The sequence below is a fragment of the Snodgrassella sp. W8124 genome, from assembly GCF_016100875.1.
GTDB lineage: Bacteria > Pseudomonadota > Gammaproteobacteria > Burkholderiales > Neisseriaceae > Snodgrassella > Snodgrassella alvi.
On record NZ_JACFRP010000001.1, the window covers coordinates 873558 to 893983 of the forward strand.

The 20426-nt window shown below is 39.9% G+C and carries 20 protein-coding genes; 13 read left to right on the forward strand and 7 right to left on the reverse strand.

The features are described 5' to 3' along the window. Positions 1–135 precede the first annotated feature (135 nt). The 4 genes from era (at position 136) to H3U73_RS03830 (ending at position 3610) form a co-directional block, all read left to right on the forward strand. On the forward strand, positions 136–1059 hold the full coding sequence (era, locus tag H3U73_RS03815) for a GTPase Era (protein WP_084551948.1): 924 nt from the start codon (positions 136–138) through the stop codon (positions 1057–1059). 191 nt (positions 1060–1250) lie between these two features. Beyond that, positions 1251–1811 carry a class I SAM-dependent methyltransferase gene (locus tag H3U73_RS03820; RefSeq protein WP_084551947.1) on the forward strand — a complete coding sequence of 187 codons (561 nt, stop codon included), beginning with the start codon at positions 1251–1253 and terminating at the stop codon, positions 1809–1811. Between the two features lie 30 nt (positions 1812–1841). Then, positions 1842–2705 carry an ATP-binding protein gene (locus tag H3U73_RS03825; protein WP_084551946.1) on the forward strand — a complete coding sequence of 288 codons (864 nt, stop codon included), beginning with the start codon at positions 1842–1844 and terminating at the stop codon, positions 2703–2705. Positions 2706–2779: 74 nt separating this feature from the next. After that, the gene (locus tag H3U73_RS03830) at positions 2780–3610 is read left to right on the forward strand and encodes a murein L,D-transpeptidase family protein (RefSeq protein WP_144363230.1); all 831 of its coding nucleotides are present in this window, start codon (positions 2780–2782) and stop codon (positions 3608–3610) included. 205 nt (positions 3611–3815) lie between these two features. Here the strand turns inward: H3U73_RS03830 and H3U73_RS03835 are convergent, their stop codons facing one another. Together H3U73_RS03835 and xseA are read right to left on the reverse strand one after the other, a co-directional pair. After that, a complete protein-coding gene (locus tag H3U73_RS03835) occupies positions 3816–4685 on the reverse strand; it encodes a DUF4261 domain-containing protein (RefSeq protein ID WP_084551945.1) in 870 nt (289 codons plus the stop codon). A 179-nt stretch (positions 4686–4864) separates the two neighbouring features. Next, on the reverse strand, positions 4865–6217 hold the full coding sequence (xseA, locus tag H3U73_RS03840) for an exodeoxyribonuclease VII large subunit (protein ID WP_084551944.1): 1353 nt from the start codon (positions 6215–6217) through the stop codon (positions 4865–4867). 120 nt (positions 6218–6337) lie between these two features. On the opposite strand from xseA, the gene lpxK reads away from it, so the two are divergent. From lpxK to H3U73_RS03870, 6 genes are all read left to right on the forward strand, one after another. Next, positions 6338–7375 (forward strand): tetraacyldisaccharide 4'-kinase, encoded by a 1038-nt coding sequence (gene lpxK / locus H3U73_RS03845; RefSeq protein WP_198190094.1) that lies wholly within the window; start codon positions 6338–6340, stop codon positions 7373–7375. A gap of 273 nt (positions 7376–7648) precedes the next feature. Next, positions 7649–7840, forward strand: a complete 192-nt coding sequence (locus tag H3U73_RS03850; protein ID WP_084551942.1) for a Trm112 family protein — start codon at positions 7649–7651, stop codon at positions 7838–7840. Continuing rightward, entirely contained in the window at positions 7833–8600 is a 768-nt protein-coding gene (kdsB, locus tag H3U73_RS03855; RefSeq protein ID WP_084551941.1) for a 3-deoxy-manno-octulosonate cytidylyltransferase, read from the forward strand. The genes H3U73_RS03850 and kdsB overlap by 8 nt, the downstream gene beginning before the upstream one ends. A gap of 49 nt (positions 8601–8649) precedes the next feature. After that, a complete protein-coding gene (gene adk / locus H3U73_RS03860) occupies positions 8650–9297 on the forward strand; it encodes an adenylate kinase (protein ID WP_037394928.1) in 648 nt (215 codons plus the stop codon). Between the two features lie 116 nt (positions 9298–9413). Further along, positions 9414–9944, forward strand: a complete 531-nt coding sequence (locus H3U73_RS03865) for a CNP1-like family protein (protein WP_084551940.1) — start codon at positions 9414–9416, stop codon at positions 9942–9944. A gap of 9 nt (positions 9945–9953) precedes the next feature. Continuing rightward, positions 9954–10730 (forward strand): TSUP family transporter, encoded by a 777-nt coding sequence (locus tag H3U73_RS03870; RefSeq protein WP_084551939.1) that lies wholly within the window; start codon positions 9954–9956, stop codon positions 10728–10730. Between the two features lie 23 nt (positions 10731–10753). Here H3U73_RS03870 and tadA read toward each other — a convergent pair whose 3' ends face one another. After that, entirely contained in the window at positions 10754–11485 is a 732-nt protein-coding gene (gene tadA, locus H3U73_RS03875; protein WP_084551938.1) for a tRNA adenosine(34) deaminase TadA, read from the reverse strand. Positions 11486–12085: 600 nt separating this feature from the next. Here tadA and H3U73_RS03880 point away from each other — a divergent pair. Then, positions 12086–13243, forward strand: coding sequence for a hypothetical protein (locus H3U73_RS03880; RefSeq protein WP_084551937.1), 1158 nt, complete (start codon positions 12086–12088; stop codon positions 13241–13243). 317 nt (positions 13244–13560) lie between these two features. On the opposite strand, the gene H3U73_RS03885 is transcribed toward H3U73_RS03880, so the two are convergent. Together H3U73_RS03885 and bioB are read right to left on the reverse strand one after the other, a co-directional pair. Next, complete coding sequence (locus H3U73_RS03885) at positions 13561–14016, reverse strand: hypothetical protein (protein WP_084551936.1); 456 nt, start codon at positions 14014–14016, stop codon at positions 13561–13563. A gap of 532 nt (positions 14017–14548) precedes the next feature. After that, positions 14549–15598 (reverse strand): biotin synthase BioB, encoded by a 1050-nt coding sequence (gene bioB, locus H3U73_RS03890; protein WP_084551935.1) that lies wholly within the window; start codon positions 15596–15598, stop codon positions 14549–14551. A 189-nt stretch (positions 15599–15787) separates the two neighbouring features. On the opposite strand from bioB, the gene H3U73_RS03895 reads away from it, so the two are divergent. Then, positions 15788–16516 carry an SDR family NAD(P)-dependent oxidoreductase gene (locus tag H3U73_RS03895; protein ID WP_084551934.1) on the forward strand — a complete coding sequence of 243 codons (729 nt, stop codon included), beginning with the start codon at positions 15788–15790 and terminating at the stop codon, positions 16514–16516. Between the two features lie 35 nt (positions 16517–16551). After that, positions 16552–17643 carry a tRNA (uridine(54)-C5)-methyltransferase TrmA gene (trmA, locus tag H3U73_RS03900; protein WP_084551933.1) on the forward strand — a complete coding sequence of 364 codons (1092 nt, stop codon included), beginning with the start codon at positions 16552–16554 and terminating at the stop codon, positions 17641–17643. 90 nt (positions 17644–17733) lie between these two features. Here trmA and aspS read toward each other — a convergent pair whose 3' ends face one another. Next, positions 17734–19542 carry an aspartate--tRNA ligase gene (gene aspS / locus H3U73_RS03905; RefSeq protein WP_037395221.1) on the reverse strand — a complete coding sequence of 603 codons (1809 nt, stop codon included), beginning with the start codon at positions 19540–19542 and terminating at the stop codon, positions 17734–17736. A 71-nt stretch (positions 19543–19613) separates the two neighbouring features. Continuing rightward, on the reverse strand, positions 19614–20330 hold the full coding sequence (locus H3U73_RS03910) for a DUF502 domain-containing protein (RefSeq protein ID WP_084551932.1): 717 nt from the start codon (positions 20328–20330) through the stop codon (positions 19614–19616). Between the last annotated feature and the right edge of the window lie 96 nt (positions 20331–20426).

The following is a 20426-nucleotide window of genomic DNA, read 5'->3' on the forward strand; positions in this document are numbered from 1 at the left end:
ATATTCAGGTAATTTAGTAGTTTATAATTGGTATTTGCAATGTGTTATTTAGCTGAATTCATTTTACTTGTTTTGAAATAATTCAGCTTATTATCAGCCATTTTATGGTTATTTGTATCATTTAAGAAAGAATGTATGTCTGAAGTATCCAGTTACAATTATCCTCCTCAGTCAGAAAATTTTCGCTGCGGTTTTGTTGCAATTGTTGGCCGGCCTAATGTGGGAAAATCCACATTAATGAACCACCTTATTGGTCAGAAAATCAGTATCACCAGTAAAAAAGCTCAGACTACTCGCCATAAAGTTAATGGTATTTATACCGATAATGAAGCACAGCTGATATTTGTAGATACTCCCGGTTTTCAGACTTATCACCGCAATGCACTTAATGACCGTCTCAATCAGAATGTTACTGAGGCAGTTGCCGGTGTGGATGTTATTGTATTTGTGATTGAAGCATTGCGCTTTTCGGATGCAGACAGAGAAGTACTGCAACAATTACCTGCACATATTCCGGTAGTGCTGGTAATTAATAAGGTCGATAAGGCTAAGGCAAAAGACCAAAGTGTACTGCAGAACTTTATTGATGAAGTACAGCAGGCATATAAATTCACTCAGGTTGCTCTGGTGAGTGCAAAGCACGGACTGGGCGTGGCTCAGCTTGTGCATATTCTCAAGCCCATGCTGCCAATAGGTATTCCGCTCTATCCTGAAGATATGGTGACAGACAAATCGGCAAGATTTCTAGCTATGGAAATTGTGCGGGAGAAACTGTTTCGTTATCTTGGTGAAGAATTACCCTACGCCATGAACGTTGAAGTAGAACAGTTTACTGAGGAAGACGAACTTTACCGGATTTATATTGCAGTTCTGGTGGATAAGGAAAGCCAAAAGGGCATTTTAATTGGTAAAGGCGGGGAAAAACTGAAAAAGATATCTACTGAAGCCAGACTGGATATGGAAAAATTGTTTGAAACAAAAGTTTTTTTAAAGGTTTGGGTAAAAGTAAAATCCGGCTGGGCTGATGACATTCGCTTTTTGCGTGAATTAGGGATGTGAGGTAAGAGTCTGGCACTTCTAAACTTAATATGTATCATATTTATCCTAGTATCAGCATTACAGATAAATAAAATTACTATTCATAGTATGCCTGTTCATTTTGGTAATATATAATCTGATATGCTTAATGCTTATTTATCTTAAGGATAGCTTTGGCGACTATCTAAGTATCAGACAGCACAAATTAATTTATGCTTCTCAATATTCTGGATTTTGTACATAAAAACATTCAGCAGACTGTACAGGCTGGCGATACAGTCATTGATGCTACTGCTGGTAACGGGCATGATACTTTGTTTCTGGCCTCATGCGTCGGTGCCCATGGTAAAGTAGTCGCTTTTGATATACAGGCTAGTGCATTAGACGTTACCAGTAACAGACTGGTAAAAGCCGGTTATAGTGAGCGGGTACAGTTAATTCAAGCCGGACATGAACATCTGAGTGAGTATATTCAGAGTAAGGTTAGTGCCATCATATTTAACCTTGGATACTTACCTGGCGGAGATAAAAACTGTACAACCCAAGTCAATACAACCCTTAAGGCGATGCAAAGCGGATTAAACCTTCTTACCGATAATGGTGTATTGGCTGCGGTTTTATATCCGGGTCATGAAGAGGGAAGAATTGAAGCGGAAACAATACAAACATGGGCGCAAAGCTTACCGCAACAACAGATAGCAGTGTTGAAATATGCTTTTATTAACCGGATAAATGATGCACCCTTTGCATTAATATTGCAAAAACATTCATAATTCATAGCTATAGAAATTGAAGGGAAATAGATGAAACGTAAGGAATTTATCAATCTGGCTGCAACTGTTTTACAGCGGCTGGATGCCATTTTGCCACCATTGGCTCAGGAACCTGATTGGACGGCAGTTGCTTACCGCTGGCATAAATTAGGTAACAAGGGTATTCTGGAAAGTTTACCAAATCCGCATACCTTTTCTCTGGACTGTCTGGCAGCTGTTGATGAGCAGCGCCGACAACTGGTACGTAATACAGAACAGTTTCTTGCTGGCAGACCGGCAAATAATGTATTAATGACAGGAGCACGTGGTACCGGAAAATCATCATTGGTTAAGGCGTTACTGCATCAGTATGCAGATCAGGGGTTGCGTCTGGTTGAGGTTGATAAAAGTGACTTGTTAACATTACCTGCTTTACTTTCTTTACTAACCGCCAGACCGGAAAAATACATTCTGTTCTGTGATGATTTATCTTTTGAAGACGGTGATGATGCTTACAAAGCATTAAAAACTACCCTTGATGGCGGATTATCCCAGCGATGTGACAATGTACTGGTATATGCTACATCTAACCGCCGGCATTTAATGCCTGAGTATATGGCAGACAATGTGGCTCATACAGGCAATGGCGGAGAAGTTCATCCTCAGGAAGCCGTTGAAGAAAAAGTATCTTTATCGGATCGTTTTGGTTTATGGCTAAGCTTTTACCCATTTGATCAGAACGCATATTTACAGGCTGTACAGAACTGGCTGGAAGAAGCTGGTCTGAATCTGGATGAAACAGCAAGACGCGCAGCATTAAATTGGAGTCAGAGCCGTGGCAGCCGTTCAGGAAGAGTAGCATGGCAGTTCGTATGCGACTGGGCAGGAAGAAACCCACAGGATAGAATTGTATAGCTAAATCAGTTGTTTGTTCTGTATTCAGTTTTCTGATTAACTGCTGGGTAACTTAGTTTCAACGGAAGCAAATCATGTCTGTATTATTTAGCGAACAATTAATGATATTACTTCCCATATTGATATTTATCGGAAGCATCGGTTTAATTATTTATCCTTTTTTCGCTAATAAAAAAAATCAAGTAAAGACACTATCTCGAAGATTAATGACTATCTGTATGATTGTTATCGGATTCGCGGGCGTAGTTGCAGGTGTATCATTATTTTTTAGAAATTATACTATTGACCAGAAAATTAAAACTATAGATGTAAAAAATACGGCTATAGCAGTTTCTCCTCCTGTTAGTGGTGATAAAATTTATCTGCGAATATTCAAACAAGAGGGAATATTGGAAATATGGTATAAACATAAAAATAACAATTATCAGCTATACAGGACATGGGATATCTGTACATACTCAGGCGGTCTGGGACCTAAAAAAGCCGAAGGGGATGGCAAAAGTCCGGAAGGATTTTACGCAACTGAGAAAAATCTATTAAAACCAAATAGTAATTATCATCTTGCTTTTAACATCGGCTACCCGAATGCCTATGACCGTGCCAATGGATACACAGGAAGCTTTATCATGATTCATGGAAACTGCGTGTCCATCGGTTGCTATGCTATGACTGACAAGGGAATAGAACAAATCTACGCTGTTGTTAATCAGGCTATAAACAGCGGACAGAAGCGAATACCCATTCATATTTTTCCATTCAGAATGACAGCATCAAATATGCAAAAATTTCAAAAGTCAGCTTATATGCCTTTCTGGAGCGAATTGAAGCCTGCTTATGATATTTTTCAGTCTGAGCGGAGAGTAGCTAATATTACTGTGCACAATAAGCATTATGTTATTAAATAAACAGAAGCAGTAAGGTAACTATCTGATATCTTGATATTTAAAATAAATATTGATTGTGTTTGCATATTTTATTGAACAAACAGTTATTTTTTAATTTACCCAAATGTAAAATGACTTCCGATATCAAATTTTTAATATCAGAAGTCATTTTTATTGTTTAGTAACAGACAATTTCTGCTCAATAATGATGTATAGGCTTATTTAACTATTTACCGATCTCTACAACCAAAACATTACCTGTATCTTTCAGAAAGTATTCATCCTCCTGTGGAACTCGTAAAGACATCATTTTATTATCACCAATTTCCATTGTATCCCCTGGATTCATAGTTGCTCCGCTCTGACGCAGATACGATAAAATATTACCAAACATATCGAAATAGTCAGAACCTTCATCATGGTTATTTGCTAATACAGCAAAATCAGGCAATCCAAATACATTAGCACCGTAAGTGCGCATCCAGACACCTTTAACGTCTTCTAAAATATATTTAACAAATCCGCAGAAAAATAGCGGTAAACAATCGCATAAACTCTGTGCACTGTCTTCATCACTAAGTAAGTTACTTAAAACATTTGCAGGGAGTGAAGAATGGGCGTTTTCATTAATAACTGCTAATGCATTAAATTCTTCAAAACACGCAGCCAGACGGGATAAAGCCAGGTATTGTTGTATTACATCTTCATCATGTCCTGTATAGTACAAAATTACATGACTATCATTTTTACGAACTTGATTTTTGATATCTTCACTATAATGTGCTGGCGCAACACACGTTTCCAATGCATCAGCAGGAAAAGGCGCATTGAATCCGATCAGTTTAACTACGTGTTTTCCCCAGCTTATCAAAGCAAAAACGCCTTGTTCAAGCTCTCCTGCAGGGGTTTCGTATTTGACATTTGTTATTGAAGAATCCAGATATTTTAATTTATCTAATAATTTATCTTTATCAAAATTAAGAGAGCCTTTAAATATAACACTTAATCCTATTGATTGTTTATTATTTGTATTTTCTGCTACTGTAGTAACTGTATCTTTAGATTTTTTCCCAAATAAACGAGCAAACAGTGACATTTAAATTCCTATTCTTATTAAGTTAATTGCCTGTCAAAAATTTATTTAACATAACATTTCAAAGAATAATTTATTTTTAGATTAAAAATCTGAATTTAAATCAACAAACAATTAATCACCGAATTCTTAGTGATAGCAATTTACGCAATAGAATAGAAATACATTTGAAAATATATATCTTAATTATCAAATAAATCAGACTGAATTTTCGGCGGAGCAACCTGTACGCTTCGTTCACCGCAAGCAAAGCGAATATTAAGATACTGGCCGGTTTTTAATTTGTTGGCATCACGTATTACCTGCCCGCGCTGATTAGTGACCACGCTATAACCTCTGGCGAGAATCTGTAGAGGAGAGACTGCCTGTAACACAGATGTCTGCTGTTGCAGCCGTTGTTGTGCGCGCATAAAAATATTTTTCCAGATTTGATGTAATTGTTGTTTCCGATATTCAAGTGCCTGTAGTGCATGAATAGTTTGCGGTCGTGTATTTTCCAGACTGCGTTGTTGCTGTATCAGATTTTGCCGATGCTGCCTGATCTGACGCTGCATATCAATTTGTAACAGACGTGCTAAATCCCTTAGTTGCTGCTGCTGTTGCTGCCAGTTTTGCTGCGGGTGCTTTAACTGACGAGCAAGCCAGTCTAGTTTTTGTGAAGCATCATAATAACGTTGTTCCAGTAATTGATGTATACGCTTTTGCCATTGAGTAACACTATGTCTTAATTGCGCCATATCAGGGCTGACCAGTTCGGCAGCTGCTGTCGGTGTCGGGGCGCGAACATCTGCGGCAAAATCGGTCAGGGTAAAGTCAGTTTCATGACCAACACCGCTTACAGTGGGAATTGCGCTGTCGGCTACCGTTCGTACGACGATTTCTTCATTATAAGACCACAAATCCTCAATGCTGCCGCCTCCACGGCAAATTATCAGTACATCAGCCAGTGCCTGCTGATTGGCACTGATAATAGCAGCAGCAATCTGACGTTCACTCCCTGCACCCTGTACGGCTGTCGGGTAAACAATCACACTGATACCGCTATGGCGCCGGCGCAGGGTTGTCACAACATCGCGTAAAGCTGCTGCGGCCAGACTGGTCACTACACCGACCACTTTAGGATGAACAGGTAGCGGACGTTTGCGTTCCTTTGAAAATAAACCTTCGGCAGTTAACTGCTGTTTCAGCCGCTCATAAGCTTCATATAATTGTCCCAACCCTTTGTGGCGCACTGCATTAATGGTAATCTGAAATTCACCCCGTGCTTCGTAAATACTGATTTTTCCGGCTACTTCTATATGATCACCTTCCTGTAAGGGCTGGCTCAGCTGCTGTACCACACCTTTAAACAGTACACATCTGACTTGTGCACGGGCATCTTTTAAAGAAAAATAGAAATGACCGCTGGCTGCACGGGTAAGATTAGAAACTTCACCGCCAACCCATAAATCAATCAGATTGTCTTCAAGCAATTGACGGGCATAAGCATTGAGTTCAGATACACTTAAAGCAGCCGGAGCAAAGAAATCAGACATAATGGATACCATATTCAGAGCGGTTTTATTCTGTAGATATTATACGGCGTTTTTTTATCATAGTTCAGTTCTGCATATACAGCGTGGTATAGTGCAGCTTTGTAATTAATAGGCAGAGTTATGGGCTGGTTAGCCGGTTTAATACAAAAGCACTGGCAGCATTCGCGTATAGCGCTGGTATTGTTACTGTGGCCGCTTGCACGATTATTTCAAAGTATTGCTTTGTTACGGCGCTGGCTGTACAAATCGGGCATTTTGCCGACTAAAAAACTGCCTTGTCCGGTAGTGGTAATCGGTAACATTCATGTTGGCGGTGTTGGTAAAACACCTTTAGTCGCTGCGCTGGTACAGACCTTACAGCAGCGGCAGATAAGGGTAGGTATCATTAGCCGTGGTTATGGACGTTTAAGTAAAGAAACGGTTATTCTGAATGCCCAATCTACCGCGACAGAAGCCGGAGATGAACCATTAATGCTGTATCAGCAAACTCAGGCACCGGTTGCAGTTGCTTCTACTCGTGAAGCTGCCGGCAGAGCATTGTTAAATGCATATCCGGATTTGCAGCTTTTATTAAGTGATGATGGTTTACAACATTATGCACTTTGCCGGGATATGGAAGTTATTGTATTTCCGGCCGCAGATATCGGAAAAAAACTGGATATATTACCTAATGGCCCATTGCGCGAACCCGTTGAGCGTTTACAGAGAGCAGATGCAGTAGTATTCAGTCAGGGTAATACAAATTCTGTTCAGCAGGCACAGCAACTAAATTTAATAAAAACACAATGGTGTGGTTTTAGTCAATTGAACTATGGCGATTTCTATTGTTTAAATCAGCCGCAACAGACTGCAAAAGCCCATGAGTTTTCAGAAAAAAAATGCGCGGCAATCGCAGCCATCGGACAACCGCAACGTTTTTTTCAGGCATTACAGATGCTGGGTATTCATCTGAAAGAAACCATTGCGCTGAATGATCACGCAACTATTCAACCCGAAGACTGGCCTGATGCAGAAATAATATTTATTACAGAAAAAGATGCAGTCAAATTGAAAAAACCTTTGCAATATAATATTTGGGTCTTACCACTTTCAGCACAAATCTGCCCGGATTTAGCTGAATTGATTCAGTTAAAATTAGACTTACACCGTTCTAAATAAAATAAATACATTTCTGCAATGAAAAAGATGCCATGGACTCCGGCTGCTGGTAAAATTTCAATAAATTGTCAGTATATCGTTGGTAGACAATACAAACTGACTACGATTTCAGGTTCTGTATTAAGCAGCCTCTATATTGCCATTTTAATATATGGTAAAGTCATTCAAAGACGATATTTATAAATTATTAACTGGTATTACTGCATTCAGGAAACCTGCTAAATCAACAACCATAAACTTCGCTTGCCACTTTTGCGAAACTAAGGATTAAAAATGGATCAAAAATATCTGGATATACTGGTATGCCCCGAGTGTAAAGGAAAACTGCAATGGCATGCACAGCAGCAGGAACTATGGTGTAAAACATCACGGCTGGCTTATCCGGTAAAAGATGGTATTCCCTATATGCTGGTAAATGAAGCTCGTAATTTAACTGATGAAGAATGTACGGCGACACATGAGTAACTTTGTTGTTCTGATTCCGGCACGACTATCCTCCAGTCGTTTACCCAATAAGGCTTTAGCCGATATACATGGTAAACCGATGGTAGTAAGGGTAGCTGAGCGTGCACTTGCCAGCAAAGCCGGGAAAGTAGTTGTGGCAACAGATCATGCTGATATTCAGACTGCGTGTCAGGCTCATGGAATTGAAGCTGTTTTAACAGCTCCGGAGCATGAGAGCGGTACAACGCGTCTGGCGGAAGCAGCCGGCATTCTGAATCTCGCTGGAGAAGACTGTGTTGTAAATGTCCAGGGTGATGAACCTTTGATTGAACCTGAGCTGATTAATGCTGTAGCTGAACAATTACAGCAAAGTTCAGCACCAATGGCCACAGCAGCACATCTATTAACTGATTACACAGATTTTACAGATGCCAATTGTGTTAAAGTTGTATTAAACAACAAAAATAATGCCTTGTACTTTAGCCGTGCGGCTATTCCATGGCCGCGTGAATTAATGCGCAGCGGCGCTGAGGTCATGCCGGCAGATATTCCGGTATATCGTCATATAGGCATTTATGGTTATCGGGTACAGTTTTTGCAGCAATATGCAGATTTGACTCCATCACCATTAGAACAGGCTGAATCACTTGAGCAGCTGCGCGTACTGTGGCATGGTTACAATATTGCGGTACAAATTACACCGCATGCTCCGGCTGCGGGTGTAGATACAGCTGCCGATCTGGAGCGTGTACGCACGAACTGGACAGAAGTAAAAAAATAAATATTAGTAATAATATTAAATCAAATCACAGATATATTCAGGAGCTGAAATGAAAGTTTTATTATTAGGTGCACCGGGTGCCGGAAAAGGTACACAGGCACAGTTTATTACTGCTGCGTTTAACATACCGCAAATTTCTACCGGAGACATGCTGCGTGCAGCAGTAAAAGCCGGCACACCTTTGGGCATTGAAGCCAAAAAAATTATGGATGCGGGCGGGCTGGTTCGTGACGATATTATTATAGGTCTGGTAAAAGAGCGTATTGCCCAGCCGGATTGTGCTAATGGTTTCTTATTTGATGGTTTCCCGCGTACACTGGCTCAGGCTGAAGCAATGGAAAAAGCGGGTGTGCATCTGGATGCTGTAGTAGAGATTGCCGTACCCGATGATGTCATTATTGAACGTCTGTCCGGTCGCCGTGTCCATCTTGCTTCAGGCAGAACTTATCATCTGGTTTACAATCCGCCAAGAGTCAACAATATTGATGATGAAACTGGTGAACCACTGATTCAGCGTGATGATGATCAGGAAGAAACCATCAAAAAACGTTTACAGGTGTATCACGAGCAAACAGAAGTACTGATTGATTTCTATGGTAAACAGAATGATGCCAATGCACCGGACTATATCCGTGTAGACGGAACTCAACCGGTAGAAGCAGTAAAAACTCAGGTTCTGGCCGCCTTAAAACTTTGATGGCAGAATTCGGCTGTCTGTTCTCATAAGATTACAGACAGCTTTTTGTTGTATGACAAATGATAAACAGTATTTCAGAATAAAGCCGGATTGTATATCCGGTTTCGGAGCATGGTATGAAAGTTACCAAAACCGTATTGACTGTATTACTTCTTGGTGTTTGTGCTTGTGCACTGGCACGCAGGGAAACTTTATATAACGAGCATTATATTGGGCCTGATGAAAATCAGCCTTGGGAAGAGCAGGCTGTACCTATGCCTGCGTATCCGGCTGGTAATGAGCAATGGGCTGATGTTTATATCAGCCAGACATATCAGGGCCAGCCAAAATTAATGCTGAACAGTATTCAAATCAATACAGACCGTACTATCCATTATATTCTGAACCAGCAATCAGATCAGGGGATTAATAACCTTACTGCTGAAGCTATTCATTGCCCGACACGGCGCATGAAGGTGTTCGGATATGGTGACGATGTGAATAAACGCTGGATACAGCCGCGCAATAGTCAATGGAAAGTAATCGGTACCAGCCTGAATCAACTGGATAAAGTGCGTTCGGTGCTGTATCAGACTTTCTGCGAAGACGGGTTACCCCGTAATCAGCAAGAGTTAATTAAACGTATTACCACACGTGCCATGCGCTAGTAGGGATATATCGTGGAATGGTTAAGTGATTCTCATATCTGGTGGTTATTAATTATCGGATTCAGTGCCGGTTTAATGGATGCAGCTGTCGGTGGTGGCGGGTTGTTACAAATCCCCGGGCTTTTTAATATACTACCTGAGAAGACCTTCTCACTGATTATTTTTGGGGTAAATAAATTTGCCTCTGCATGTGGTACTTTGGTAGCAGCTGTGCGATATACCCGACGTATACCCGTTCCATGGGCAATGCTATTACCTGCTGCCTTACTTGCATTTGCTTCTGCATATCTGGGTGCTCATGTTGTGGAATATCTGCCCACAGCATGGATGAAACCGTCTATTCTGGTTATTTTAATCATTATGGCGATTTATACCTTTTTGAAAAAGGATTTGGGTCAGGTTCAGCGCCAAAGTCAGCTGACTCGGCGTGAGTATATTATCGGACTGTTAATGGGTGCTTTAATTGGTTTATACGATGGTATATTCGGTCCCGGTACAGGCAGCTTACTGGCTTTTATATTTGTTCGTTTTTTTGCCTTTGACTTTATTACCGCAACAGCATCTTCTAAAGTTATTAATCTCATGACAAATATTGCCGCGCTGATATATTTTATTTCACATCAGTATGTCGTTTGGCATTGGGCGATTCCCTTGGCTATTGCTAATCTGAGCGGAGGGATCATCGGTGCCGGATTAGCAATGCGTGGCGGCAGCAAATTAATACGTAAAATTTTTATTATTCTGCTATGTATTATGATTGGTAAATTTGGCTACGATTTACTGTAATTTATGATTGCAGCAGCATTGGTTTATACCTGGCTGCGCTTGCGCCGAAAAAAATCCTGTAATAATTGGGTAGATTCATTAGCCAGAACACCACCAATGATTGCAGTGTGTTTATTTAACTGTTGATTAGTAAATAAATTAATCACACTGCCGGCTGCCCCGGTTTTTGTTTCACTAGCTCCATAAATTACTCTTCTGATTCGTGCTTGTATTAATGCGCTTGCACACATAGCGCACGGTTCGAGAGTAATATAAACATCACAATTTTCCAGACGGTAATTTCCCAATGCTTTACTGGCTGCCGTTAATGCCTGAATTTCTGCATGATGACTAATATTACAATCAGCGATACAGCGATTGTAGCCATAACCAACCAGGGTGTTTTCACAGACAACAACAGCACCAACCGGCACTTCATTCAGTATAGAAGCCTGATGCGCTGCATCCAGAGCCTGATACATCCATTGTTGCATAACTTTTTCAGACGGAAAGACAGCTACTGGCGGATGCAGTTTAAGCTGCTTGCGCCAGTAATCTTTCTCTTTAGATGTAATCGACTGAACTGAGCGATCTTCTACTAGAGCAATAAATTGCCACAAAAGACTGTCTGTACAGCCTGTACTGATACTTTTAAATTGTAAAAATGCTGTTATCGCTCCGCGAAGATGTAAATCTTCTAAGCAATGTATATTAAGTTGTTTAAGAATAGCTATGGTTTTAGGTGCCAGCGGAGGCGTTGTTAACGGCGTGCTCATAAGTAAAGGTATCAATCATTATAAATCATAAAAATACTAAAATACTCTAAAATTAACGCTAAAGTAACCACCTTAAGTTTCAGCTATAAGTTCAAATTTGTACAAAAAAATTGTACAAATGGATAAAATGATGCTATTATTCAGCCATATTTGAAACTCATTAAAAGGTGTTCAGAGCAAAACTTTACAAGGTACATAAAGTTAGGGTTTGAATCAAACTAATGAATGAAACAAAGCAATTAAGCGTACGAGTTCTAGCACAATTGTGCTGTGTGAAGAGGGTGATGAAATTGAAGATTTAGTTAATTCTATAGCATCCGGCACTTTAGACAGCTTGTCGTATGGAGTTTGTGTTCACCATACCTCATTAGTTCGTATGTTTATGACAGGGTAGAATTTGAGTTTGGGGATAATATTATATGTGGGGCTCAAATTCCGCCTAGTACAACCAATGAAAATCTTAATCACCTGTTAAATCTGTATAAACGACCGTAGTGAAGAAAGGGGGCACTATTAACTTTAAATGGAGAGTTATCACTTTAGATACTCGTAACCCAAATGTGCATTTAATTGAATGCAATTTATTAACGAAAGGAACTTATGGCCGGATTAATAGGTAAAGCATCATTTATTGAATCAGGTGGTAGACCTTCTGAAATACCTATTTCAATAGATCTTTATAAGTTAGCAGCAGACAGTAACCTTTCTGTCCCTGCATATTTACAGCAAGAGTATGGTCAGAAAGCTGATAAAAATTATGCTAATGGCAGCGTTTTTTCACAAGTTATGGCATCCTTAAATATCCCTATTAATGCAAAGGGAAGAGGTTTTCGAGGTATGGCACTTGGAGATGTTTTAGACGGAACATTTCAAGCATCAATAACTCAGGACGCAAAAACAGCTTGTGCAATTTTAGCACCTGCTGCGATTTTGTCAATAGTAGAAGAAAATCCTGCCGAAGACCGTACTGATACGCTTAGTATGTTTGAAAAGTTGATTGCAATAGACGAATCTATTTCAAGTGACACTTTTGCAATACCAATTTTTGATTTGTCAAATGCAGATAAACGACAAGCTTCTGCTATTGGTCAGTCAGCAATCTCTTATGTAGGGCGATTAACGATTTCTCGGAAATCACACACAATTCCAACTTTTTCTTATGGCTTAAAAGCCTCAGATGAGGCTTTAAAAGCATGCTCCATTAATGCTATAACAATTCACCTAAGAAGTCTTCGTAAGTCACTAGCTTCTAATTTAGTGCGCCAACAGCTAAATTCTTTGATTAATGGTGATAGAGATATGGATATCAAACCATTACCTGTTGTTCCTATCAATAAATATGATAGCGAAGCTGGTAATGGTGTGTTAACCCATAAAGCTTATATGAAGTGGTTATGGAATGATAGGGGAATCTATCAGGTAGATTATGTTCTGTGTAATGAAGATGATTACTTCAGAATTATCGAGCGTAAAGGTTGTCCTAATATAAGTTTAGAACAAATGGCTTACGCAACTAAACCTATCAATAAGAATATTTTTGAACCTCAAATATTTATTCTTAATGAAGGTGTTGTTCCGCCTGGTACTTTAGTAGGGATTGATTCACGGTATGCTATTGCACGACTTAAAAATTCTTGGGCTAATTTTGATGCGGTTGAAGAGATGGTTATGCTAAATGGTAAATCACTGCATTTTTACGAGAGACAAGTTGTATATCGTCATGATGATCAGGCATTTAAAGTAACTACTCTAAACTAATTTAACAGGCTGCTTCGGCAGCCTGCTGGGGAATTTAATGGCAAGATCACCTAAAAAATGTAAGGTCTGACTGAATATGTTGAACAGATTGATGGCGTAGAGGAGACTAATATAGTAAAACAACCTGAAACCTTAGATAATGCGGAGGAATCAGAAACTAATCACCAAGAACTAAATAATCAGCAACCAACAAAGGATACTAAAATTAAAACTGACACAGAAAAAGTGATTTTAAAACTACCCGAGTTTATCCAAGTTCGTGTAACTCATGGTTATGACTTACTCCATCCTTATTTATGCAGAAATCTTAATAAAGGTTAATTTTTAATTTCCATTTTAGAATGTAATTTCCGTAAATCACTCAGACATTTTAAAAGAATCTCAAGTTCATGCATGCTGACATTATTTTTTTTCAGCATTTCTAACATTTTTGTGGAAGATTTTGAATCAATAGGATTATCAAATACTTGGTTGAGTGGCTCCCAGCTCAGATTAAAGGATTCCGCTATAAGAAGCATAAGTTTCCGATTAGGTTGTCTGCTGTAAGATCTATCTGAACTTTCATATTTGACACCAGAACTTCTGGATAATCCTAAAATCTCCCAGAATTCTTCAGCAGATAAACCCAGAAGATTAACTCGAAGATTACAGATAAACGACTTCCATTGTTTAGAGTCTTGCGGGATAAGTAGATTTACACCTAAGTCTTTAAGAGTCCGTTGAGCTCTCATAGCTAATATTGTGTTGTCTTTAGTTTTGTTTTTGTTAGTCATTCTCACTTGTTCTTGGGAAAATTAATTAAAAATTTGATTTTATCGTATTAATTAGGAAATAAAAACCGAAGCTTATTACCTTAGTTTAATAGTTACAATGTAATCAGGGTATTAGCAATAGCTTAAGTCGTGTCTTCATGCGTTACGATAATTATCTGATAAAAACCTGTAGGAATAATAAAGTCTAAGGCTAGCATTTGCCGTTCTATATCACAGGCTGTGAAAATTTCACCTAATAACATAAAACACATGTAAGCAAAAACGTTTTAATCAGTTCTATCTGAATCACTATACTTAATACATTCGCTGTACCACCTGAAAGAACCTTAGTATTGTGACCATCAATTTCCGCTCACCAGTAGGGCAGATTAGGCTACCGCTCTTCAGGTTTTCAAGAAATGCAAGTTTTGACAGTAACTCTTGCTTTTTGTTTGTATGCACACTAAAGGTTGATTCAAGGAATTTTATATGTTGCAGTATAGATTTATCAATTCACTCTACTGTTCAAATGAGCTTAAACAACACTAAGTTACTAAGCTTCGTTAATATTACCAGACATGTTATTTTGTGTTTGCTCGGAAATTGCCTGTACAATAGCTGCCCGGTGTATCTCATCACTATAATCCTCACATTGTTCGGGACTGATACCCAATTTAATAAATAAAGCATTATCTTTTTCAACTTGAGGATTAGATGTGGTAAGCAATTTATCTCCATAAAATATAGAGTTTGCTCCTGCTAAAAAAGCCAGTGCCTGCATTTGCTCATTCATTTGTTCACGCCCTGCGGATAATCGTACATGTGATTTAGGCATCATAATACGGGCCACTGCAAGCATTCTGATGAAATCAAACGGTTCAATATCCTGTTCATTCGCTAAAGGTGTACCTTTAACCTTGACCAGATTATTGATGGGAACACTTTCCGGATGTTCATCTAAATTAGCCAGTTGAATTAATAAACTGGCTCTGTCTTTTAAAGATTCACCCATTCCAAGAATTCCGCCTGAGCAAATTTTAATGCCTGCTTCTCGGACATAAGCCAATGTTTGCAAACGCTCCGCATAGGTACGGGTGGTAATGATGTTTCCGTAAAATTCGGGTGAAGTATCTAAATTATGATTATAGAAATCTAATCCGGCCTCAGATAAAGCATGAGCCTGATCCTGTGACAATTTGCCCAGAGTCATACAGGTTTCCATGCCCAGTGCTTTAACACCTTTTACCATCTCCAGAACATACGGCATATCTCTGGCAGTAGGATGCTTCCAGGCAGCACCCATACAGAAGCGTGTTGAACCGATTGCTTTTGCAGCCTTGGCTTTTTCAATTACCTTTTGAACTTCAAGTAATTTTTCTTTTTCCAGACCGGTATCGTAATGAACTGACTGGGGGCAATATTTACAGTCTTCCGGACAAGCACCGGTTTTTATAGATAATAAGGTTGAAACTTGCACTTTATTAGCGTCAAAAAATTGTCGGTGTATTGTTTGTGCTTTAAATATCAGATCATTAAATGGCAGTTGAAATAATTTGATAACCTCTGGTAGTGACCAATCATGACGAATAATGTTTAACGACATAAAAGTTTCCTTTAAATAACAGGCATAAAATTTACATCGCATGATAATACTTAACTTAAAAATGTCAATTTCTCCGTAAATCAAGTTTATATTTAAACAAATTAAAATCTGATTTTTTACTGCATAAGTAAAGTGTATGATTACTATCTGGCTAAAAACTCAGATAATTTTTAAAAAAGGGAATTTAATATGCAATGTTGTGTAATTATTACTGGTCATAGCCGGGGGTTAGGACGGGCTCTCACAGAATATTACCTGACCAAAGAAGTTAAAGTTGTCGGTCTATCACGGCATGGCTGGGATAATCCGCCGGAAAAATTACTGGAATATTCAATTGATTTTTCTGATGCTGATGCCATAGCGACATTAATCCGGTCAGCCAGCTGGCAGAGTGGTCTTGAAAATAAAAATGAAATTATTCTGATAAACAACGCTGGTATGGTAGAGCCGAATTCAATAACAGGCCAGCAGGATTGTGATGCAATTATTAAAGCGGTAACCGTAAATATTACTGCACCATTACTATTAACTAATGCGGTGATTGCCGCTGCTCCGAAAGCTGAAATTCGCATTGCGCATATCAGTAGTGGTGCCGGGCGGCATCCGGTAGCAGGCTGGAGCGTATATGGGGCTACTAAGGCGGCACTGGATCAGCATGCAGCAGTAGTAGCGGATGAACAACATCCGCATGTGCGTATTGCCAGTATTGCTCCCGGCGTTGTTGATACCAATATGCAGCAAAATATCCGTTCTGCCGATGCTGATAAATTTCCCCTGGTACAAAATTTTATTGGCTTAAAGGATAAGAATCAGTTGCAAAGTGCTGAAGATACTGCAAAAAAAATTGCGGATATGATTGCTGCAGATGATTATGGCCGGCAAATTCTGCGCGATGTACGGGAACAGAACGGGGTTTGATATAATAAGCCCTTTTTGCTTTGGCTGATAACTATATGACCGGCATTACTTACCAGCAACAATTATCTGATAAACAGCACTATCTGGAGCAACTATTTGCAGACTGTGCTTTTCCGCCAATACAGATTTTCACTTCTCCGGCTTCTCATTACCGGATGCGTGCGGAATTTCGTATCTGGCATGAAGGAGATAGCTGTAGTTATGCTATGTTTGCCCCAGGAGAAAAAGCCAGTTCCGGTAATGTATGTAAAATACGTGATTTTGCCATAGCTCATGAAAATATTAACTCATTGATGCCTGTTTTACTGGACAAAATACAGGTCAGAGAAGAGTTAAAAACACGCTTATTTCAAGTCGAATTTTTAACTACACTGGCTGGCGATACGCTGGTTACTCTGATTTATCATAAAAAATTGGATGATGTCTGGGCTAAGTTGGCGAAATCGCTCGCCACTGAACTGAACATCCAGATCTTGGGACGCAGCCGTGGGCAGAAGGTAGTTCTGGAACGCGATTATGTTATTGAACGCTTAAAAGTTCATAATGAAATCTTTGAGTATAAACAGTTTGAAGGTGGTTTTACTCAGCCGAATGCAGAAGTTTGTCAGTCAATGCTGGGTTGGGCTGTTGATGTTGCTCAATCGATCAACGGCGGAGATCTACTGGAGCTTTATTGTGGCAATGGTAATTTTACTTTGCCGCTGTCCCGCCAATTTCACAAAGTTCTGGCTACAGAAGTATCAAAAACTTCTGTACAGGCAGCGCATTGGAATATTGATAATAATCATATCAATAATATTGCATTAGCCCGACTTTCGGCAGAAGAATTTACAGAAGCATTTACAGGTATCCGAACTTTCCGGCGATTGGCCAGTGAGCAGATTAATCTGGCTGATTATCAGTTCAGTACGGTTTTTGTGGACCCTCCGAGAGCCGGTATTGATCATGGCACCCTTAAGTTGTTACAGAAATTTGATAACATTATTTATGTATCCTGTAATCCGGTCACTTTGCACGAAAATCTGCAAACATTATTAGCTACTCATAGCGTTAAACAGGCCGCCATGTTTGATCAGTTTCCTTTCACACCGCATATTGAATCTGGTGTCTGGCTAAAGAGACGCTGATTAAATTTAATTTATAAATAGTACTTTGCCTAAATGATAAAAAAACTGCCTGATAAATTTTATCAGGCAGTTTTTTATCAAAAGAATAAATTAATTTTTCTCTTCAGTCTGAACTTTTTGACGTAAACGCAGGCCAAGCTCACGCAATTGTTTTTCGTCAACATGATTTGGTGCATCTACCAGTAAATCCTGCGAACGCTGAGTTTTCGGGAATGCGATAACATCACGAATGGAATCAGCACCAGCCATCAGGGTTACCAGTCGGTCCAGACCAAACGCCAGACCTCCATGCGGAGGAGCACCGAATTTCAGGTTGTTCAGCAGAAAACCGAATTTATTCTGTTGCTCTTCCGGAGTGATTTTCAGTGCAGCAAATACTTTCTCTTGAATATCTGCACGATGAATACGAATAGAACCACCGCCGATTTCCCAGCCATTTAGCACCATATCATAAGCACGGGCAATACACTGATCCGGTGCAGATACCAGTAAATCCTCATGACCGGCCTTAGGTGCAGTAAAAGGATGATGCATAGCAGACCAGCGATGTTCTTCTTCATCATATTCGAACATCGGGAAATCAACTACCCATAATGGACGCCATTCGTCAGCAAAATAGCCGTTAGCAGCACCATGCTCGTGACCAATTTTAACGCGCAGCGCGCCAATAGCTTCATTAACCACTTTGGCTTTATCAGCACCGAAGAAAATGATATCGCCATTTTGTGCACCGGTTTTCTCAATAATAGACTGCAAAGCACGATCAGAAAGGAATTTCACAATCGGAGATTGCAAACCGCTATCTTCTGTATTGTTAACTTTGCTAATGTCATTTACTTTGATATACGCCAGACCTTTTGCGCCATAGATACCAACAAATTCTGTATAGGTATCTATTTCCTTACGGCTCAGGCTGGCACCATTAGGGACACGTAAGGCAACAACACGGCCGTTTTTCATATCGGCAGCCGCACGAAATACTTTAAACTCTTCCGTTTTCATCAAATCGGTTAATTCGGTAAATTGCAGATTTACACGCAAATCCGGTTTATCCGAACCATACAGGAACATAGCTTCATGCCAGCTCATGCGCGGGAAAACAGGTAGGTCTACAGCCAGAGCTTCCTGAAAAACCAGCTTAACCATGTTTTCAGTGATATCCATGATTTCGTTTTCACTTAAAAACGAAGTTTCAAGGTCTATCTGAGTAAATTCCGGCTGACGGTCAGCACGCAGGTCTTCATCACGGAAACATTTTACAATCTGGTAATAGCGGTCAAATCCTGCCACCATCAGTAGCTGTTTGAATAGCTGCGGAGACTGCGGTAAAGCAAAAAATTCACCCGGAAATACACGGCTAGGTACCAGATAGTCCCGTGCACCTTCCGGAGTAGAGCGGGTTAACATCGGTGTTTCGATGTCTATAAATCCCTGACTGTCCAGATAGCGGCGAACAGCCATTGCAACACGATAACGCAGTCGCAGATTATTTTGCATTACCGGGCGGCGCAAATCGATTACGCGGTTAGTCAGACGTACATTTTCACTGATGCTTTCGTCATCAATTAAAAATGGCGGGGTGGCAGCAGTATTGAGTATGTCAATTTCTTTTGCTAATAGTTCAATACCGCCGGAAATCATTTTATCGTTTTTGGTACCTTCAGGACGTGCACGTACACGACCGGTAATACTCAGTACATATTCGTTACGGGCAGAGTCAGCCAGAGTAAAAGCTTCAGGTGTATCCGGGTCAATCACTACCTGTACGATACCTTCCCGGTCGCGCAGGTCAATGAATATTACACCGCCGTGATCGCGGCGACGATGTACCCAGCCTTTTACGGTAACAGTCTGGTCGAGATATTGCTCATTAATTAAGCCACAATAGTTGGTTCGCATTTTGATGCCTTTGTTACTATGATTACGGTTAATTGTGTCATTCAGGAATATTATTTCCGGCCAATCATGCATTAATGCGGTTTGGCTGGTTTGTGTAAAGAGAAAATAGCCTGTAATGACTGGTTGTGCGGTGGTTCATCCGGCTGCACCATACCCAGTGAAATAACATATTTCAGTGCATCATCCACGCTCATATCAATTTCGCGGACATCTTTACTGTTAACCATAATATAGTAACCACCTGTCGGATTAGGTGTAGTGGGCACATATACTGAAATATAATTATCTGACGAAGCTTCTTCAGAATGGTGCGGTAAGGCGGATGCCAGTTTATCCGGTATGTGACCTGATACGAATCCGATAGTCCAGATATCTGACTGAGGAAAGGGTACCAGTACGGGTGTTTTAAACGACTGCCGGGAATCTGACAATAGAGATTCAGAAACTTTTTTGACTCCGGAATAAATACTTTTTACGACAGGAATACGTCCCCACAACGCATCCCAGGCAGCGAATATTCTGCGTCCGAGCATATTTGCTGCCAGTAAACCAGTGAAAAATACGACAATAATAGCAAACAGTAAGCCTAAACCATGAATCTTGAATCCCAATATTGCCTGAGGCTGCCAGTGAGCAGGCAGAATGTTGACAAGCTGATCTGCCATGCCAATGATATAGCTAATTACCCAGATTGTTACAATAATAGGTAACCATACCAGCACGCCAGTGAGCATGTATTTCTTTAATGATTTTTTCAGTTTTCCGCCCTCGGCAGGCTGTTGTGCCATAGTGTGATTAAGTCCTTTTAATTAAAGCCGGCTTAAAATTATCAAACTTTATATTATACCCATATTTGTTTGTTTTCACAGCGGCATTACTGAGAT

Bases quoted from the DNA above. Each gene is read 5' to 3' on its own strand.
- era (WP_084551948.1), top strand. From the start codon at position 136: ATGTCTGAAGTATCCAGTTACAATTATCCTCCTCAGTCAGAAAATTTT.
- H3U73_RS03820 (WP_084551947.1), top strand. From the start codon at position 1,251: ATGCTTCTCAATATTCTGGATTTTGTACATAAAAACATTCAGCAGACT.
- H3U73_RS03825 (WP_084551946.1), top strand. From the start codon at position 1,842: ATGAAACGTAAGGAATTTATCAATCTGGCTGCAACTGTTTTACAGCGG.
- H3U73_RS03830 (WP_144363230.1), top strand. From the start codon at position 2,780: ATGTCTGTATTATTTAGCGAACAATTAATGATATTACTTCCCATATTG.
- H3U73_RS03835 (WP_084551945.1), bottom strand. From the start codon at position 4,685: ATGTCACTGTTTGCTCGTTTATTTGGGAAAAAATCTAAAGATACAGTT.
- xseA (WP_084551944.1), bottom strand. From the start codon at position 6,217: ATGTCTGATTTCTTTGCTCCGGCTGCTTTAAGTGTATCTGAACTCAAT.
- lpxK (WP_198190094.1), top strand. From the start codon at position 6,338: ATGGGCTGGTTAGCCGGTTTAATACAAAAGCACTGGCAGCATTCGCGT.
- H3U73_RS03850 (WP_084551942.1), top strand. From the start codon at position 7,649: ATGGATCAAAAATATCTGGATATACTGGTATGCCCCGAGTGTAAAGGA.
- kdsB (WP_084551941.1), top strand. From the start codon at position 7,833: ATGAGTAACTTTGTTGTTCTGATTCCGGCACGACTATCCTCCAGTCGT.
- adk (WP_037394928.1), top strand. From the start codon at position 8,650: ATGAAAGTTTTATTATTAGGTGCACCGGGTGCCGGAAAAGGTACACAG.
- H3U73_RS03865 (WP_084551940.1), top strand. From the start codon at position 9,414: ATGAAAGTTACCAAAACCGTATTGACTGTATTACTTCTTGGTGTTTGT.
- tadA (WP_084551938.1), bottom strand. From the start codon at position 11,485: ATGAGCACGCCGTTAACAACGCCTCCGCTGGCACCTAAAACCATAGCT.
- H3U73_RS03880 (WP_084551937.1), top strand. From the start codon at position 12,086: ATGGCCGGATTAATAGGTAAAGCATCATTTATTGAATCAGGTGGTAGA.
- H3U73_RS03885 (WP_084551936.1), bottom strand. From the start codon at position 14,016: ATGACTAACAAAAACAAAACTAAAGACAACACAATATTAGCTATGAGA.
- bioB (WP_084551935.1), bottom strand. From the start codon at position 15,598: ATGTCGTTAAACATTATTCGTCATGATTGGTCACTACCAGAGGTTATC.
- H3U73_RS03895 (WP_084551934.1), top strand. From the start codon at position 15,788: ATGCAATGTTGTGTAATTATTACTGGTCATAGCCGGGGGTTAGGACGG.
- trmA (WP_084551933.1), top strand. From the start codon at position 16,552: ATGACCGGCATTACTTACCAGCAACAATTATCTGATAAACAGCACTAT.
- aspS (WP_037395221.1), bottom strand. From the start codon at position 19,542: ATGCGAACCAACTATTGTGGCTTAATTAATGAGCAATATCTCGACCAG.
- H3U73_RS03910 (WP_084551932.1), bottom strand. From the start codon at position 20,330: ATGGCACAACAGCCTGCCGAGGGCGGAAAACTGAAAAAATCATTAAAG.